16 protein-coding genes and 2 pseudogenes are annotated in these 13556 nt (G+C 60.4%); 8 read left to right on the top strand and 10 right to left on the bottom strand.

Features of this window, described 5'->3' with window-relative positions; translation table 11 throughout:
• Positions 1-2: 2 nt before the first annotated feature.
• The 4 genes and pseudogenes from LQK83_RS19200 to LQK83_RS19185 all read left to right on the top strand — a co-directional run.
• On the top strand, positions 3-845 hold the full coding sequence (locus LQK83_RS19200) for an ABC transporter permease (RefSeq protein ID WP_230839009.1): 843 nt from the start codon (positions 3-5) through the stop codon (positions 843-845).
• A gap of 59 nt (positions 846-904) precedes the next feature.
• On the top strand, positions 905-2026 hold the full coding sequence (locus tag LQK83_RS19195) for an extracellular solute-binding protein (protein WP_230839008.1): 1122 nt from the start codon (positions 905-907) through the stop codon (positions 2024-2026).
• An 83-nt stretch (positions 2027-2109) separates the two neighbouring features.
• Positions 2110-2880 (top strand): glycerophosphodiester phosphodiesterase family protein, encoded by a 771-nt coding sequence (locus LQK83_RS19190; RefSeq protein WP_230839006.1) that lies wholly within the window; start codon positions 2110-2112, stop codon positions 2878-2880.
• 142 nt (positions 2881-3022) lie between these two features.
• Positions 3023-3268, top strand: a pseudogene (locus LQK83_RS19185) (IS6 family transposase); the annotation flags it as partial.
• Between the two features lie 95 nt (positions 3269-3363).
• Here the strand turns inward: LQK83_RS19185 and LQK83_RS19180 are convergent.
• The 4 genes and pseudogenes from LQK83_RS19180 to LQK83_RS19165 all read right to left on the bottom strand — a co-directional run bounded on the left by LQK83_RS19180 (position 3364) and on the right by LQK83_RS19165 (position 5252).
• Positions 3364-3627 carry a DUF2312 domain-containing protein gene (locus LQK83_RS19180; protein ID WP_230839171.1) on the bottom strand — a complete coding sequence of 88 codons (264 nt, stop codon included), beginning with the start codon at positions 3625-3627 and terminating at the stop codon, positions 3364-3366.
• A gap of 115 nt (positions 3628-3742) precedes the next feature.
• Positions 3743-3877 (bottom strand): annotated as a pseudogene (locus LQK83_RS19175) (GapR family DNA-binding domain-containing protein); the annotation flags it as partial.
• Positions 3878-4129: 252 nt separating this feature from the next.
• Positions 4130-4435: a DUF1244 domain-containing protein gene (locus LQK83_RS19170; RefSeq protein ID WP_230839005.1), complete on the bottom strand. Its 306-nt coding sequence runs from the start codon at positions 4433-4435 to the stop codon at positions 4130-4132.
• Positions 4436-4463: 28 nt separating this feature from the next.
• Positions 4464-5252, bottom strand: coding sequence for an N-formylglutamate amidohydrolase (locus LQK83_RS19165; protein WP_230839004.1), 789 nt, complete (start codon positions 5250-5252; stop codon positions 4464-4466).
• Between the two features lie 162 nt (positions 5253-5414).
• Between LQK83_RS19165 and LQK83_RS19160 the strand changes: the two genes are divergently transcribed.
• Together LQK83_RS19160 and pyk are read left to right on the top strand one after the other, a co-directional pair.
• Complete coding sequence (locus LQK83_RS19160) at positions 5415-5951, top strand: DUF1036 domain-containing protein (RefSeq protein ID WP_230839003.1); 537 nt, start codon at positions 5415-5417, stop codon at positions 5949-5951.
• Entirely contained in the window at positions 5948-7387 is a 1440-nt protein-coding gene (gene pyk, locus LQK83_RS19155; protein ID WP_230839002.1) for a pyruvate kinase, read from the top strand. Before LQK83_RS19160 ends, pyk begins: the two co-directional genes overlap by 4 nt.
• 67 nt (positions 7388-7454) lie before the next feature.
• Here pyk and LQK83_RS19150 read toward each other — a convergent pair whose 3' ends face one another.
• From LQK83_RS19150 to LQK83_RS19130, 5 genes are all read right to left on the bottom strand, one after another.
• Positions 7455-8363: a diacylglycerol/lipid kinase family protein gene (locus LQK83_RS19150; RefSeq protein WP_230839001.1), complete on the bottom strand. Its 909-nt coding sequence runs from the start codon at positions 8361-8363 to the stop codon at positions 7455-7457.
• A gap of 178 nt (positions 8364-8541) precedes the next feature.
• Complete coding sequence (locus LQK83_RS19145; RefSeq protein WP_230839000.1) at positions 8542-9342, bottom strand: inositol monophosphatase family protein; 801 nt, start codon at positions 9340-9342, stop codon at positions 8542-8544.
• A 71-nt stretch (positions 9343-9413) separates the two neighbouring features.
• On the bottom strand, positions 9414-9977 hold the full coding sequence (gene efp, locus LQK83_RS19140) for an elongation factor P (protein WP_230838999.1): 564 nt from the start codon (positions 9975-9977) through the stop codon (positions 9414-9416).
• A gap of 351 nt (positions 9978-10328) precedes the next feature.
• Positions 10329-11492 carry a tetratricopeptide repeat protein gene (locus LQK83_RS19135; protein WP_230838998.1) on the bottom strand — a complete coding sequence of 388 codons (1164 nt, stop codon included), beginning with the start codon at positions 11490-11492 and terminating at the stop codon, positions 10329-10331.
• A 44-nt stretch (positions 11493-11536) separates the two neighbouring features.
• Positions 11537-12187, bottom strand: coding sequence for a thiamine phosphate synthase (locus LQK83_RS19130; RefSeq protein WP_230838997.1), 651 nt, complete (start codon positions 12185-12187; stop codon positions 11537-11539).
• Between the two features lie 314 nt (positions 12188-12501).
• Between LQK83_RS19130 and LQK83_RS19125 the strand changes: the two genes are divergently transcribed.
• Positions 12502-12762, top strand: coding sequence for an ArsR/SmtB family transcription factor (locus tag LQK83_RS19125; RefSeq protein ID WP_109856776.1), 261 nt, complete (start codon positions 12502-12504; stop codon positions 12760-12762).
• 202 nt (positions 12763-12964) lie between these two features.
• Here LQK83_RS19125 and LQK83_RS19120 read toward each other — a convergent pair whose 3' ends face one another.
• A complete protein-coding gene (locus tag LQK83_RS19120) occupies positions 12965-13138 on the bottom strand; it encodes a YdcH family protein (protein ID WP_230838996.1) in 174 nt (57 codons plus the stop codon).
• A 211-nt stretch (positions 13139-13349) separates the two neighbouring features.
• Here LQK83_RS19120 and LQK83_RS19115 point away from each other — a divergent pair, with 211 nt between their 5' ends.
• Complete coding sequence (locus LQK83_RS19115; protein ID WP_112695998.1) at positions 13350-13553, top strand: YdcH family protein; 204 nt, start codon at positions 13350-13352, stop codon at positions 13551-13553.
• Positions 13554-13556 lie beyond the last annotated feature (3 nt).

Raw genomic sequence — 13556 nt, 5'->3', positions numbered from 1 at the left:
TCATGGCCACGCTTTTCCGTCCCGCAGAGCGCTGGCGCAATCGCGCGCTGATCCTCTTCGCGCTCGTGCTTTTCTTCTTCGCCCTCGTCCTGCCCTTCGGCATGGCGGTGCTGTGGTCGCTGGTCGATCCTTCTCATCCCTGGGCCTATCCCAATGTCCTGCCGCCGGTTCTCTCGTTCCGGCGCTGGGTCGAAATCTGGACGACGACCGGGCTGCAGCAGGCGCTGGTCAACAGCTACACGGTCGCGCTGACCGTCTCGATCGCCACGATCCTCCTGGCATTGCCGACCGCCTTCGCCTTCGGCCGCATGGAGTTTCGCGGCAAGGCGGCGGCGCAGGTTCTGACGCTTCTGCCGCTCGCCATGCCGCTCTTCGTACTGGCGATCTTCTATGTCACCATTCTCTCGAAGCTCGGCATCTACTCGCGCTTCCTCGGCATCGCCATCGGGCACACGGTGTGCCTTCTGCCCTACGCGATCCGCCTGCTGACCGTGTCCTTCTCGGGCGTCCGGCAGGATCTGATCGATGCCGCGCGGGATCTGGGCGCCAGCCGCCTGACCGTTTTCCGCCATGCCTATCTGCCGGTTCTGAAGCCGGGGCTGCTCGCCGCGCTCATCATCGTCTTCATCCTGTCGATCGAAGAGTTCGCGATCTCCTACATTGTCGGCGCGCCGGACTTCACCACCGTGCCGACCATCCTCTTCTCCTATCTGGGCTACAATTTCATCCGGCCGAGTGCTGCGGCCGTGTCCCTGATCCTCGTCGTCCCCAATGTGCTCCTGATGCTGATTGCCGAGCGCCTGCTGAAAAGCGCCGGCGCGTCCGGTGCGGCAGGCAAGGGATGACGGCGATGTTTCTCCCGATCCCCAACCCGTTTCCCAACCACCACCAAAGGACATCCACCATGTTCAAGAAAGCCGCACTCTTCGTGCTCGCCGCAGCCCTGCCGCTGGCAGCCGCTGAAGGATCCGCATCCGCCAAGGATCTCAACCAGATGTCCTGGGACGAAATCGTCGCCCAGGCCAAGCAGGAGGGTAATATCAGCTGGTTCCAGTGGTATTATCAGGACCGCCTGCGCGAAGACGTCAAGGCCTTCGAGACCGAATACGGCATCAAGGTCACTCTCTCCAACGGCGACTACAAGGCCAACCAGGACAAGCTGATCGCCGAGAAGTCGCGCCCCGAGGGCGATATCGACGTGATGTCGATCGGCGGCGGCGCGCTTGCCACCTTCAAGCCGGAAGAGCTGTTCTTCGGCCCGCTGAAGCCGCTGCTGCCGGAAGGCGGCAAGCTGCGCTACAATATCGAAGGCGTGGACAACAAGGGTTATGCGCCGGCCTTCTGGGGCAACCAGACGGCAATCGCCTATAATTCGGCCCGCATCACGGAGGCCGAGCTTCCGCATACGCTGGACGATTTCGTCGCCTTCATGAAGAAGAACCCCGGCGAATTCGGCTTCAACACCGAAAACGGCGGTTCCGGCCCGGCCTTCATCGAGTCGGTCGCGCGCAACATCGTCAAGGACGACGACTATAACAACGGCGCGACCACGCCGGAAAAGCTCGCCAAGCTTGCCCCCGTCTGGGACTGGTTCAAGGCCAACAAGGCCAATTACGTCATCACCGCCTCCAACAATGACAGCGTGTCGCGCGTCAACAGCGGCGAGTTCAAGCTGGTCGCCTCTTGGGAAGACCTGATCGCCAGCCTGCAGAACAAGGGCGAAGTCTCCAAGGATGTGAAGGTCTATATCCCGGACTTCGGCATGCCCGGCGGCGGCAATGTTGTCGCGATCCCGGCCAATTCGAAGCACAAGGCCGCGGCCCTCGTGTTCATCAACTGGCTGACCAGCGGCAAGACGCAGACGCAGTTCGCCAAGTCCTATGGCATTGCACCGCAGAACCCGGATGCGGACTCTTCCGCCGGTCTCATCCCGGCTGCCCAGCGCAAGTTCTCCACCCTCTGGGTCGCCAAGCCCTTCGGCGACGACATCAAGAAGACCTTCGTCAGCAAGGTCACGCTGAACTGATCCTCTCCTGACCTCAACGTCCCTGCCGTGGCGTCTCATGCGCCACGGCTCTTCCCTCATTTACACACTGAAAGACCAATTCCATGCCCTTCACCGATCCAAGACCGCTTGCCACCCGCGAACGCCGCAATGCCGTTGTTCCCGATGCCCTGATCGCCCATCGCGGCGCGCCGCTTCTGGCGCCGGAAAACACGCTCCCCGCCATGCGTGCCGCCGCCGAAAAGGGTGCACGCTGGGTCGAGGTCGATGTCAAGCTGACCCGCGACATGAAGCCGGTCATCATCCATGACGACCGCCTCGACCGCACCACCAACGGCACCGGCTTTGTCGGCAATACGCTGTTCGAAGATGTTCGAAAGCTGGACGCCGGCGGCAAGTTCAGCCCCGACTTTGCCGGCACGCGCGTGCCGACGCTCGAAGAGCTGGTTGAGGTCGTCCTCGAACTCGATCTCGGCCTGCAACTCGAGCTGAAGCCCACCGCCGGCGACGATATCGAGACGGCGGAAGTCGCGTTGGCCGCCATGAAGACCCTGTGGCCGGCGGGTCGCGGCAAGCTGTTCTTCACCAGCTTCTCGATCCGCTCTGTTCATGCCGCCGCCCGCCTCATGCCAGACGTTCCGCGCGCCTTTGCCGTCGTTGTCCCGCCACGCGATCCTAAGGCTTTGCTGGACGAAACGAAGTGCCAGGTCCTGCATGTACAGCACGAGTTCATGCCGGAAGACGCCCTGAAGCGTCTCGCCGACAGCGGCATCGAATATGCCGTCGCCACGATCAACGACCGTCAGATTGCCGACAGGTTCTTTGCCGCGGGCGCGCAGACGGTGCTTTCGGATCTGCCCGATCTTTACGGTTGAAGCAGAGGCGGGTGAAAGCATGAAACGCTTACAAACGCGCTCATGCTTTCGCTCTTCCTATGAGACACTGGGCCGCAGACAAGACAATCAAAGGCCATCGTCAACTTAATGAAGGATGGACCTGAATGTGGGATGCTCGGTCATGACAGACCGAGATCCTCTCTGCCGCCGCCGTCGTTTTTCAGCTGAAATCATCGCCCACGCCGTTTGGCTGTGTTTCCGGTTTCCGCCCAGCCTGCGGATGGTGGAAGGCATGTTGGCGGCGTGGGGGATGATGGTTTCGCATCAAACGGTACGGCTGTGGGCGGAGAAATTCGGCCGCACGTTCGCCAACCAGATCCGTCAACGCTCATGCGGCCAACTCGGCGATAAATGGCATCTCGACGAAACTAGATACGCTCGAGATTGCCGGACGCCATCAACCTTTAGAGCGCCACCTGCGGATCAGCATGCTTTAAGAAAAGGACGCTTGGCGCCCTTCTTTTATTCCATTCCGAGTGCCGACATATATGTTTGAAGAATAGATTCCTCTTCCAGGCGTTCGTTCGCGTCTTTTTTTCTCAGCCTGACTATGGTTTTCATGGCTTTTGTGTCGTAGCCCCTCGACTTTGCTTCCCCGAAGACATCTTTAATGTCGTCGGCGATCGACTGCTTTTCTTCCTCAAGTCGCTCAATCCGCTCGATGAATTGGCGCAACTCCTCTGCGGCTACGTTGACGGTTCCCGTCGTCGCGATTTCGTCCATTATCATTCCTTTCTTTCGTCCGGTTTTAGGGTGGGCCAACACATCGTGAATGGACCAAGTGTTTTTATTCTAAGTAATTGATTCAGAAGTAAAAACATAAAATTGAAGGGGGTTGTTAGCCACGGCCCTTGGCTTCGCCAGAGACGTCCTTGATGTCGCCGCCGATCGAGGCCTTTTCTTCTTCGAGGCGCTCGATGAACTGGCGCAGTTTTGCTGCGGCGACGTTTTTGACGGCTTTGGTTTCTTCTTTCATGTCATGCTCCTGCATTGGGCACTGCCGCATGAGGTCGGGCTTGGTATCTCAAGCTTGGCGTCTTACGGCTCTGGGTATTGCCGGATGGTAAACTGTTTCACAATTTTGCTGGAAATACGCATTGCCCGCCAAGGAATGGGGTGACGTGCCGCGAACCCCGTTCGAGGTCAAGGGGGATGTTGCGGTTCTCCGCGTTATTCTTTGGAGCGTTGCTCGATCCGCCCGCGCGACCGGCGCGCCAATCCTGCCGGATTATTCTTTCGGCCGGTTCACTTCGAAAGCGGCCTGCTGATCTGAGCTCGCCTCGCGCTGATGCAGCTTCTTCCAGTCGTCATAGGGCATGCCGTAGACGGCCTCGCGGGACTTGTCCTTGGTCACCGGCAGGCCTGCCTGGCTGGCTGCTTCCAGATACCAGTTCGACAGGCAGTTGCGGCAGAAGCCGGCGAGATTCATCAGATCGATATTCTGCACATCCGGCCGATGCTGGAGATGGGAAACGAGGCGGCGAAAGGCGGCGGCCTCGAGTTCGGTCTGCTGTTCTTTGGTCAGTTCGTCCATGGGGCGACTCCTTTCCATAGTCCTGATCTTATTCGTACGCGCCGGTACGGGACTGGAAGATCCTGTATTCATGCAGGTCCGGCATGGCGTTCATCTCGGTCAAGATGGGTGCCAGAACGCCGGCCCACTCGTCCACCCCGCGCCGGTCGGCGATCAAGTCCTGACGCACCTCGAGCAGCACATGCGGGATGCCGTTGCGCATGCAGTGACGATACATGGTATCGCCTTTCAGGGCGCCATCATAGGGTTCGTTGTCGCCGGTGACATAACCCCGGTTTTCCAGCGCCTTGATGAGTGGATGGACGGCGCGGTGGTCGGTGTCCCAGAGAACGCCGGCTTGCCAGGGTCGGCGAAAGCCTTTCCAATAGGGCGTGAAGGAATGCAGCGAGATGACCAGAGGCGCCTTGCCTGCCGCCATCGCCACCTCCGCGATCGCCTTGTCGACGGCCATGTGATAGGGGCGGTGCCAGGTCTCGATGCGACGGCGACGTTCGGCGGGGCTCAACGGGTGGTTCGCCGGAATGATCGCGCCGTCCGACAGCTTCATGATGAGGGTCGGATCATCCTCGCCGCGATTGGGATCGATCAGCAGACGGGAGAAGCAGGACAGAACCGCCGGGGCGCCCAGCATGGCGGCCAGCCGCTCCGTCAGCGGCTCAATCCCGATATCGTAGGCGATGTGACGGCCGAATGCTTCCTTTGGCAGGCCGAGTGCGTCATAGTCGGCCGGAACATGATTCGTGGCGTGATCGGCAATGATCAGGAGCCCGGCGGCGGAGTTTCCGCCGATCCTTCGGTAGGCCTGGTGTTGAGTCATAAAGCGCCCGTGACCGGTATTGCAGGATTGTCATTTTATCGACAATGAGTGATGGCATGGCAGGGAGTGTCGTTCAAGGCCAGAAATGGCTCGTTGACTACAACGCGCATTCCCAACCGGACACGATACTAATCGATTGAAACTCTCATTGACATTCGGGCTATGGCAGCGCAAAACGACAAGACCACCCATCATGGAGCCACAACGGAAATCGTGAACCGTTCAACTCGAAACCCATCCCCGAACCGCATCGCCAAGCGCCTCGCTGCGCCTGCCGTGCTGTTTACGCTCGCGTTTGCACCTGCCTTTCTTCCGGCAAGTGAAGCGCGCGCCGATTTCCGGGTTTGCAACGGAACGCAAAACCTCGTCGGTGTCGCCATCGGCTATCGCGCCAGCGAAGGCTGGATCACCGAGGGCTGGTGGCAGGTGCCGGCAACGACCTGCGCCACGCTGATCGAGGGCGAGTTGAAATCGCGCTACTATTATCTTTACGCCGAGGACGCCGCCCGTGGCGGGCGCTGGACCGGCGACGTGAAGATGTGTGTGGCCGAAAACGAGTTCAAGATCGTTGGCGTGAAGGATTGCTTCGCGCGCGGTTACCAGCAGATGGGCTTCAAGGAATATGACACCGGCAAGCAGGGGAGCTGGATGGTTCAGCTCACCGATTCGTCGGGAACCCAGGAAAGCCAGAGCAAATGAGACGCAACCGTAAGGTCAAGATCCTAGCCACACTCGGCCCCGCTTCTTCTGAAGAGGCCATGATCGAAAAGCTGTTCCTGGCGGGTGCGGACCTTTTTCGCATCAACATGAGCCATGCGAGCCACGACACGATGCGGACGCTGATTTCGCGCATCCGCAATGTTGAAAAGCGCATGGGCCGGCCAATCGGTATTCTGGCCGACATTCAGGGCCCGAAGCTGCGCGTCGGCAAGTTCGCCAATACCAAGGTGACGCTGACGCCGGGTCAGACCTTCACGCTCGACAACAAGGAAGAGCCGGGCGACGAGACCCGCGTTTTCCTGCCGCATCCGGAAATTCTGGAATCGGTTAAGGCCGGCGACCGCCTGCTGATCGACGACGGCAAGCTGCACCTGAAAGCCATCAAATGCGACGGCAAGAGCATTGTGACGGAAGTCATTTCCGGCACGTCGATCTCCGACCGCAAGGGCGTCAGTCTTCCCGATACGCTGCTCGCCGTGGGCGTGCTGACCGAGAAGGACCGCGCCGACATTGAAGCGGTGTTGGCGACCAACGATGTCGACTGGGTGGCGCTATCGTTCATCCAGCGGCCGGAAGATCTGGCAGAAGTTCGCAAGATGGCGCGCGGCCGCGTTGGTATCATGTCGAAGATCGAGAAGCCTCAGGCCCTGGAACGCATCGATGAGATTATCGAACTGTCCGACGCGCTGATGGTGGCTCGTGGTGACCTCGGCGTCGAAATGCCGCTCGAATCGGTTCCCGGTATCCAGAAGCAGCTGACGCGCGCCTGCCGCCGGGCCGGCAAGCCGGTTGTCGTTGCGACGCAGATGCTGGAATCGATGATCACCGCGCCGGTGCCGACGCGCGCCGAAGTCTCCGACGTGGCGACGGCCGTGTTCGAAGGTGCCGATGCCGTCATGCTGTCGGCGGAATCCGCCTCGGGTGCCTATCCGGTCGAGGCCGTCTCGACCATGGCCTCTATCGCCCAGAAGGTCGAGGAAGACCAGTATTTCACCGGCATCATCCATGCCCAGCGTTCGGAACCGAACCCGACGGGAGCAGACGCGATTTCGCTTGCGGCCCGCCAGATCGCCGAGACGCTGAAGCTCAACGCCATCGTCTGTTACACGGCGTCTGGCACGACCGGTCTTCGCGCCTCGCGCGAACGCCCCGCCATGCCGATCCTGGCGCTGTCGCCGATCGTCAAGACGGCGCGCCGCCTGTCGCTCGCCTGGGGCCTGCACTGCGTCGTGACTGAAGATGCGACGGATCTGGACGATATGGTCAACCGCGCCTGCCGCATCGTTGTCGGCGAAGGTTTCGGCGGCCCAGGCGACCGTATCATCATCACGGCCGGCGTTCCGCTCGGCACGCCCGGTTCGACCAACATGCTGCGTATCGCCTATATTGGCTCGGACGGCGTGACGGGCATCTGATCCGGTCGGCACTTGTTTCAAGAGAGGCCGTGCATTCTGCCGAATGCGCGGCCTCTTCTTTTGAAGGTCAGGCTATTGCCGGGGCAGGGCCAAGGACTTTCAGCGCGCCGGGATGGATGCAGATGCGGATGTCGCGTGGCAGGGGCATGAGTTCCCCGTCGAGCACGCATCGCGCCGTGGGTGTGCGGCGGGGAAAGTGCAATTCCACCTCCTGCACGAGTTCGGAGGTTACGGCGATGTTTTCTTTCAGCTTGCCCCGGAAGAGATCAAAGGCGAGGTGAAGCGCGCCGCGCCAGTTGAGCCGTTTCGCCAGATAGAGCCCGAGATGGCCGCCGTCCAGCCGTTCGGAAATGAGCATCGGGCTCGGCCCGAAAGCATTGTTGGAGACGGAGATGGCCGACACCTTCATGCTCTCCTCGTTGCCATTGATCGTGTAGGTTACATCGAAGGCCGGCGGATCGAGAAGCACGCCGAAGGACGCGCGGATATTGGCGGCAATCTTGCCGAGGCGGGATTTGTAGGCGATCTTTTCGCGCAGGCGGATCATGCGCGCATGCATGCCGGCGCTGAACTGGTGAACGAAGGGATTGCCGTTTGCATCCCCGATGTCGACGTCCATGACGTTCCACTCGGCCAGAACCGCAGGCACGGCGTTAACGTCGAGCGGAATGCCGATGGCGCGGGCAAAGAGGTTCATCGTCCCGGCCGGGATGACGCCAAGCGGGTGGCCGCTTTTCCAGGCAATGGCGGCGGCCGCCGAAACCGAGCCGTCGCCGCCGGCGATGATCAGGGCATCGGTCTGCGGCTCCGCTGCTGCGGCCTTCAGCGAGGCGACGACGTCGCGGCCCGCAACAATGCGGCAGTCGACCTCATGTCCCTCGGCGGCAAACGCGGTCTCGAGCAGGCTGACATAGGCCTCGAGGTCCATTGTCCTCAAGGTTCCAGCATCCTTGTTCAGAATTGCAATTGCCCGCATGTCGCCCCTGCTGCTTTGGTCCGGAAGCCGGAAGCGGCTGCCGCAAGATCAGAACGCGAAGACCTGACAGGTAGTGCGCGCGCCCGGCGTCCGCAAGGACGCCGGCCATCAAACGCGGAGACGGGGTTCAGGTTCCGGCGGCAATCCCGCAATGGGTTGCGGCCGGAGAATGTGGTTCTCAGCCCTTCGGGATCGGGCGGTGCGTCACTTCCAGCAGAGCCTTGTGGATGTATTCGTTGCCCGCGACGACCGAGCCGGTCTCCATCATGTTGGTCTTCCCATCGAAATCGGAAACCCAGCCGCCTGCTTCCTTGATGAGGAGAATGCCGGCTGCGATGTCCCAGGCGGCAAGGCCGGTTTCCCAATAGCCGTCGCAGCGACCGGCAGCGACATAGGCGAGGTCGAGCGAGGCAGCACCAAAACGGCGAATCCCGGCGACTTCGCCCATGACATGGCGCAGTTCAACGAGAAACTTGCCGTGGTTGCCACGGCCGAGATGCGGTACGCCGCAGGTGATCACGCTGTCGGAGAGTTCCTTGCGCGCAGCCACGCGCAGGCGGCGATCGTTGAGGAAGGCACCGCCGCCCTTTTCGGCGGTGTAGAGTTCATCCGTGGCCGGATTGAAGACGACGGCGGCGACGATCTCGCCGTTGCGTTCGAGCGCGATCGACACGGCGAATTGCGGAATGCCATGCAGGAAGTTGGTCGTGCCGTCGAGCGGATCGACGATCCAGCGATGGGCGCCATCGGTGCCCTTGATCTCGTCGCTTTCCTCGCCGAGGAAGCCATAGGTCGGACGCGCCTTCAGGAGTTCGTCCTTCACGATCTTTTCAGCCTTGCGGTCGGCCTGGGAGACGTAATCGCTCGGGCCCTTGACCGACACCTGGAGGTTTTGAACCTCGCCGAAATCGCGCGACAGCGATTTGCCGGCCTTGAAGGCGGCCTGAACCATAACGTTTAGAAGGGCTGAACGAGCCATGATACGAATTCCTTTGTCAAAAAACAGACCGGCCGGACAGTATTCCGGCCTGGTCGATGCCGCGTCCGATCTTAGTCGGCGCGGCGCAGGTAGGTGAGTTCGTTGGTGTCGACGAGAACGCGCTCGCCCGTCGCGATGAAGGGCGGAACGAGGATGCGTACGCCGTTTTCGAGGATGGCGGGCTTGTAGGACGAGGCCGCCGTCTGGCCCTTGACCACCGGGTCGGCCTCGACAATTTCCAGCACCAGCTGGTCGGGGAGTGCGATGCCGATCGGCTTTTCGCCATAGAGTTGTACGGTGACCATCATGCCGTCTTTCAGGAAGCGCGCGCGGTCGCCGACGAATTCCTGAGGCAGTTCCAGCTGCTCGTAGCTTTCGACGTCCATGAAGACGAGGGCGTCGCCCTGTTCATAGAGATACTGGAAGTCCTTCTTTTCCAGAAGAACCTGCTCAACGGTGTCGACGGTGCGGAAGCGCTCGTTGAGCTTGGTTCCGTCCATCAGGTTCTTCATTTCGACCTGATTGAACGCGCCGCCCTTGCCGGGCTTGACCGTATTGCACTTGACCGCCACCCAGAGCCCGCCGTTATGCTCGATAACGCTGCCCGGACGGATTTCGCCGCCGCTGATTTTCATTCGAGAATGTCCATGCTGATATGTTGCGGCCGCAAGACCGCCTGATGCGGCTTCCATGATCACAAATTGCGGAAATATTCAAGCTGAAAGAGCGACCGGCATGGCCGCGCCGGTCGCTCCCCGGTTCGTCAACGAAGCGGCGACAGCTTCATTGGCGACGCATGCAATTGCGGGCGCCGCAGAATATTGCGGAAGGCCGATCCCTTATGACACGCGATCCGCGCCCAATGACCTTGCTTCCGGTCATGCCACCCGACCCGAAGGCATGATTGTTCTGTCAAATCGGGACAAGTGTTTCAATGTAAACAGTTTTTTAACCTTAAGCGTCAGGCTTAACGCGGAACGGCGCCCTTAGCGCAGGCGGATCAGGCGCTGTTGCTTGTTGGCGGCCTCAATGGCGGCCTTTTGCTGCTGATCGGTCAGTCCCTGGAAGGCGTCTTCGAGATATTTGTCCTCGCGGCCGGCGCGCCGCGAAAGCACATACCATTTGCCAGCCTCGGCGACGTCCTGCTTCGTGCCGATGCCCTGAATGAAGAGATGGGCGAGCTTGTTCTGCGCGACGACGTTGCCGGCGGAGGCGGCGCGGTACATCCAGGCGAAACCTGCGTCCTGGTCGCGTGGGAACTGGATGCCGTCGATCAGCCAGATCGCCATATCGAGTTCCGCCGTGTCATAGCCGGCCTTGGCGGCGCGCAACAGCCAGTCCTTGGCGCTGTCGCGCTTTTCCTTCGGCAGATCGGGCAGGTTCAGATAGATCTGGGAGAGCGCATATTCGGCGTCGGCAATGCCTTTTTCAGCCGATTTTTCGTAGTAGGGCAGGGCATTGCGAAGACCTTCCTCGCCGGGCTTCTGCGAGACGAGGATCTGCGCCCAGTTGAAGGCGGCCAGCGCGTTTCCGGCATCTGCCGCCTTGTGCATCAGTTCGTCGGCACGCGCCTTGTCCTGCTTGACCAGTCGGCCTTCCATCAGGATGAGCGCATAGCGAAACATGGCGGAGGGATCGCCGCCATCAGCGGCCTTCGAATACCAGAAGAGCGCCTTCTGGATATCCTGCTTGACGCCCATGCCGCGGGCCAGAAGCTCGGCAATCAGCATCTGTGCGGCAGGGTCGCCCAGCTGTGCGCGAGGCAGCGCCTTGTCGAGTGCGGTAATGTAATAGCCGCGCTGGAACGCGCCATAGGCTTCATCGACCTTGCCCTTGAAAGGTTTTTCTGCCGGCAGGTCGGGAAGGCGCAGACCCATGCGGTCGTAAAGGCCTGTGCCGGTGGAGGGCGTCTCGTCGGGCTTTGAAAACTGATCGACCGGCTTGCCGTCAGGACCGATGACCTTTCCGTCAAGCGGCGCATCCTTTGCAATGGACGGTGTTGTCACGCGCGAGGTCTTGGCTGATCCCGCATCTGCCGGTGCGGCGTCATCCTCTCCCGTGCCGTCCTGCAGGTTCACGCCCGGCAGGTCGTCCGTCGCACGTGCACGTTCCGCTCCGCCACCCAGAAGGGCGGCCAGCAGCACTGCCATTGCCGTTCGACGAAGAAGAAGGTTCCCACGCATGACGACACTACTTACTCAAACCGTGGCGCTTTTTCGTCAAGCAGCGCATTGACCTCAGCCACGACAATGGCCGCACGGCCGGGCTCGGAAAAGACGGCGGTGGACAGAGCCGCAAATTCCGCACCCGTCTCGGCAATAGGAAGGACTGAGGCGGGGTCCGTCCCGCCCATAATGATGCAGGGGATTTCCACCATGGAGGCCCACCATTCGCCCAGCGCAAGGTTCTTCGGATGCGGCTCCGGCTTGATGTCGCCGCCGATCTTGCCGAAGAAGACATAGTCCGGGCCGCATTCGCCAACCTCGAGCGCCTGATGGCGGTCGCTGACGCGACCGGCGCCGACGATCAGTTTCGGAGTGAATTTCTCGACCGCCTCGGCAAGGTCGGCGGCGGGGCCGTCGATGTGGAGGCCATCGGCCTTGGCCCGGCCTGCAATCCGGCTGTCGCCGGCAATGAGCGCGGCTGCGCCGGCCGCCTGAATCACCGGCACGAGCGTTTCGGCATGACGCTGAAACTCGGCATCCGCCAGTCCGTAGGACGGCACGATGACGGTCGCCACGTCTCCGCCTTTCAATGCGTCGCCGACAAGGCGCGCCCTTTCGTCTGCATCCTCGATATCGGGTGCGATCAGGACGAGGCGGCAGCGGTCTTCGAACTTCGACATGTTTTGGCGCATTCCTTCAGGCATCGGGTCTTCGTGGGCCTTCATCCGGCCGTCACGCTTTCGGGACGTTCGCGGCAAGAGCCCGGCCATGGCCTCAGCTTGTCACGGCGTCCTTGATGATCTCATATACAAGCTTGGCCTCCCTCGCAAAGGGCCTCATTGCGTCCGGCGGCGACTCAAGGCTATACTGCAGTTGCTCAGAAGTTGAGGGACCGGAGCAAAAATGATGCAAGTCTCTCTAAAAACGTCGTTTTTATTTGTTTGCACCGCACAAAATCCTTGCCGCAGGGCCGGGTTTATTTTAGGGTCCGCGTATGTCGAAGCCCGATGCATTTTCTGCGATTGCCGATCCGAACAGGCGCTATCTGCTTGAAGAGCTGCGTCGGACGCCCCGCACCGTCAACGAACTGGCTGAGGGCCTGCCGATCAGCCGACCGGCGGTGTCGCAACATCTTAAGGCGTTGCTGGATAGCGATCTGGTGAAAGTGACGGCAAAGGGTACAAAGCGGATCTATTCGATCAACGCTCAAGGCTTCAACAAGCTCAATCTCTGGCTCGATCAGTTCTGGGCCTGAAGCTTCCGCCAGCGCCGCGCCGCAGCGATCCTCAAAAAAAACAAAGCCATCGGAACCGACGCGTCGTGTGAAGACGCTTGAAGGAATTCCGATGGCGTATTTCTCAACTTGATCAGAGGCCGGTCTCACAAGCATGGTCTGCATGCCGGTCTCTGGCTTTGTCGGTGTCATTCGCCGGTCAGGCGAAGGATGAATGCATGTGTCAATGAATGGATGAGCGAATACGCTCGATTTCATCCTTAATGCGCAACTTGCGCCGCTTGATTTCCTTGATCTTGGTCGTATCAGATGAAGGCTGGTTCATCGCCGAGTGGAGCTCCTCCTCAAGATCTCCATGTCTCTTCGTAAGCGTTGCAAGATGAGCCTCAATATTCATGTGGCACGTCCTTCCTTCCCTAATGGCCCGTACCCCGGATCGTCTCAGGGCACCCCAAGCCGTAACACCCGAAAGTGTGTCACAGAATTGTAATCCTGTCGAAGGCGAAATCGTGGCGAGGGATAACTTCCCGTAAACGCATTTTTTGTGATAGGAGGCGCGGGCGCAATATTTGTGTATGATGTTAAGGCGCTACAGAACGGGGAATGGGATGGCAGACCAGGATCAGGCGGAATTGCGGATGTCGGCCGCGAAGCTCAGGCAGGAGCATGAAGATTACGACGCCGCGATCAATGCCATGATCACCGTCGGCTGCGACGCCTTGCGCATCCAGCGGATGAAGAAGAAGAAACTGGCGATCAAGGACACTCTGACCAAGATCGAGGACCAGATCATCCCGGACATAATTGCCTGAGAT

Origin of the sequence: Rhizobium sp. C1 (assembly GCF_021026335.1) — a bacterium.
GTDB lineage: Bacteria > Pseudomonadota > Alphaproteobacteria > Rhizobiales > Rhizobiaceae > Ensifer_A.
This window is presented reverse-complemented; position numbering and strand designations above follow the sequence as displayed.

Coding starts and splice junctions, on each gene's coding strand:
- LQK83_RS19160 (WP_230839003.1), top strand. CDS start 5,415: ATGGCAGCGCAAAACGACAAGACCACCCATCATGGAGCCACAACGGAA.
- LQK83_RS19195 (WP_230839008.1), top strand. CDS start 905: ATGTTCAAGAAAGCCGCACTCTTCGTGCTCGCCGCAGCCCTGCCGCTG.
- LQK83_RS19170 (WP_230839005.1), bottom strand. CDS start 4,435: ATGGACGAACTGACCAAAGAACAGCAGACCGAACTCGAGGCCGCCGCC.
- LQK83_RS19130 (WP_230838997.1), bottom strand. CDS start 12,187: ATGTCGAAGTTCGAAGACCGCTGCCGCCTCGTCCTGATCGCACCCGAT.
- pyk (WP_230839002.1), top strand. CDS start 5,948: ATGAGACGCAACCGTAAGGTCAAGATCCTAGCCACACTCGGCCCCGCT.
- LQK83_RS19150 (WP_230839001.1), bottom strand. CDS start 8,363: ATGCGGGCAATTGCAATTCTGAACAAGGATGCTGGAACCTTGAGGACA.
- LQK83_RS19200 (WP_230839009.1), top strand. CDS start 3: ATGGCCACGCTTTTCCGTCCCGCAGAGCGCTGGCGCAATCGCGCGCTG.
- LQK83_RS19165 (WP_230839004.1), bottom strand. CDS start 5,252: ATGACTCAACACCAGGCCTACCGAAGGATCGGCGGAAACTCCGCCGCC.
- LQK83_RS19135 (WP_230838998.1), bottom strand. CDS start 11,492: ATGGCAGTGCTGCTGGCCGCCCTTCTGGGTGGCGGAGCGGAACGTGCA.
- efp (WP_230838999.1), bottom strand. CDS start 9,977: ATGAAAATCAGCGGCGGCGAAATCCGTCCGGGCAGCGTTATCGAGCAT.
- LQK83_RS19145 (WP_230839000.1), bottom strand. CDS start 9,342: ATGGCTCGTTCAGCCCTTCTAAACGTTATGGTTCAGGCCGCCTTCAAG.
- LQK83_RS19120 (WP_230838996.1), bottom strand. CDS start 13,138: ATGAATATTGAGGCTCATCTTGCAACGCTTACGAAGAGACATGGAGAT.
- LQK83_RS19190 (WP_230839006.1), top strand. CDS start 2,110: ATGCCCTTCACCGATCCAAGACCGCTTGCCACCCGCGAACGCCGCAAT.
- LQK83_RS19125 (WP_109856776.1), top strand. CDS start 12,502: ATGTCGAAGCCCGATGCATTTTCTGCGATTGCCGATCCGAACAGGCGC.
- LQK83_RS19115 (WP_112695998.1), top strand. CDS start 13,350: ATGGCAGACCAGGATCAGGCGGAATTGCGGATGTCGGCCGCGAAGCTC.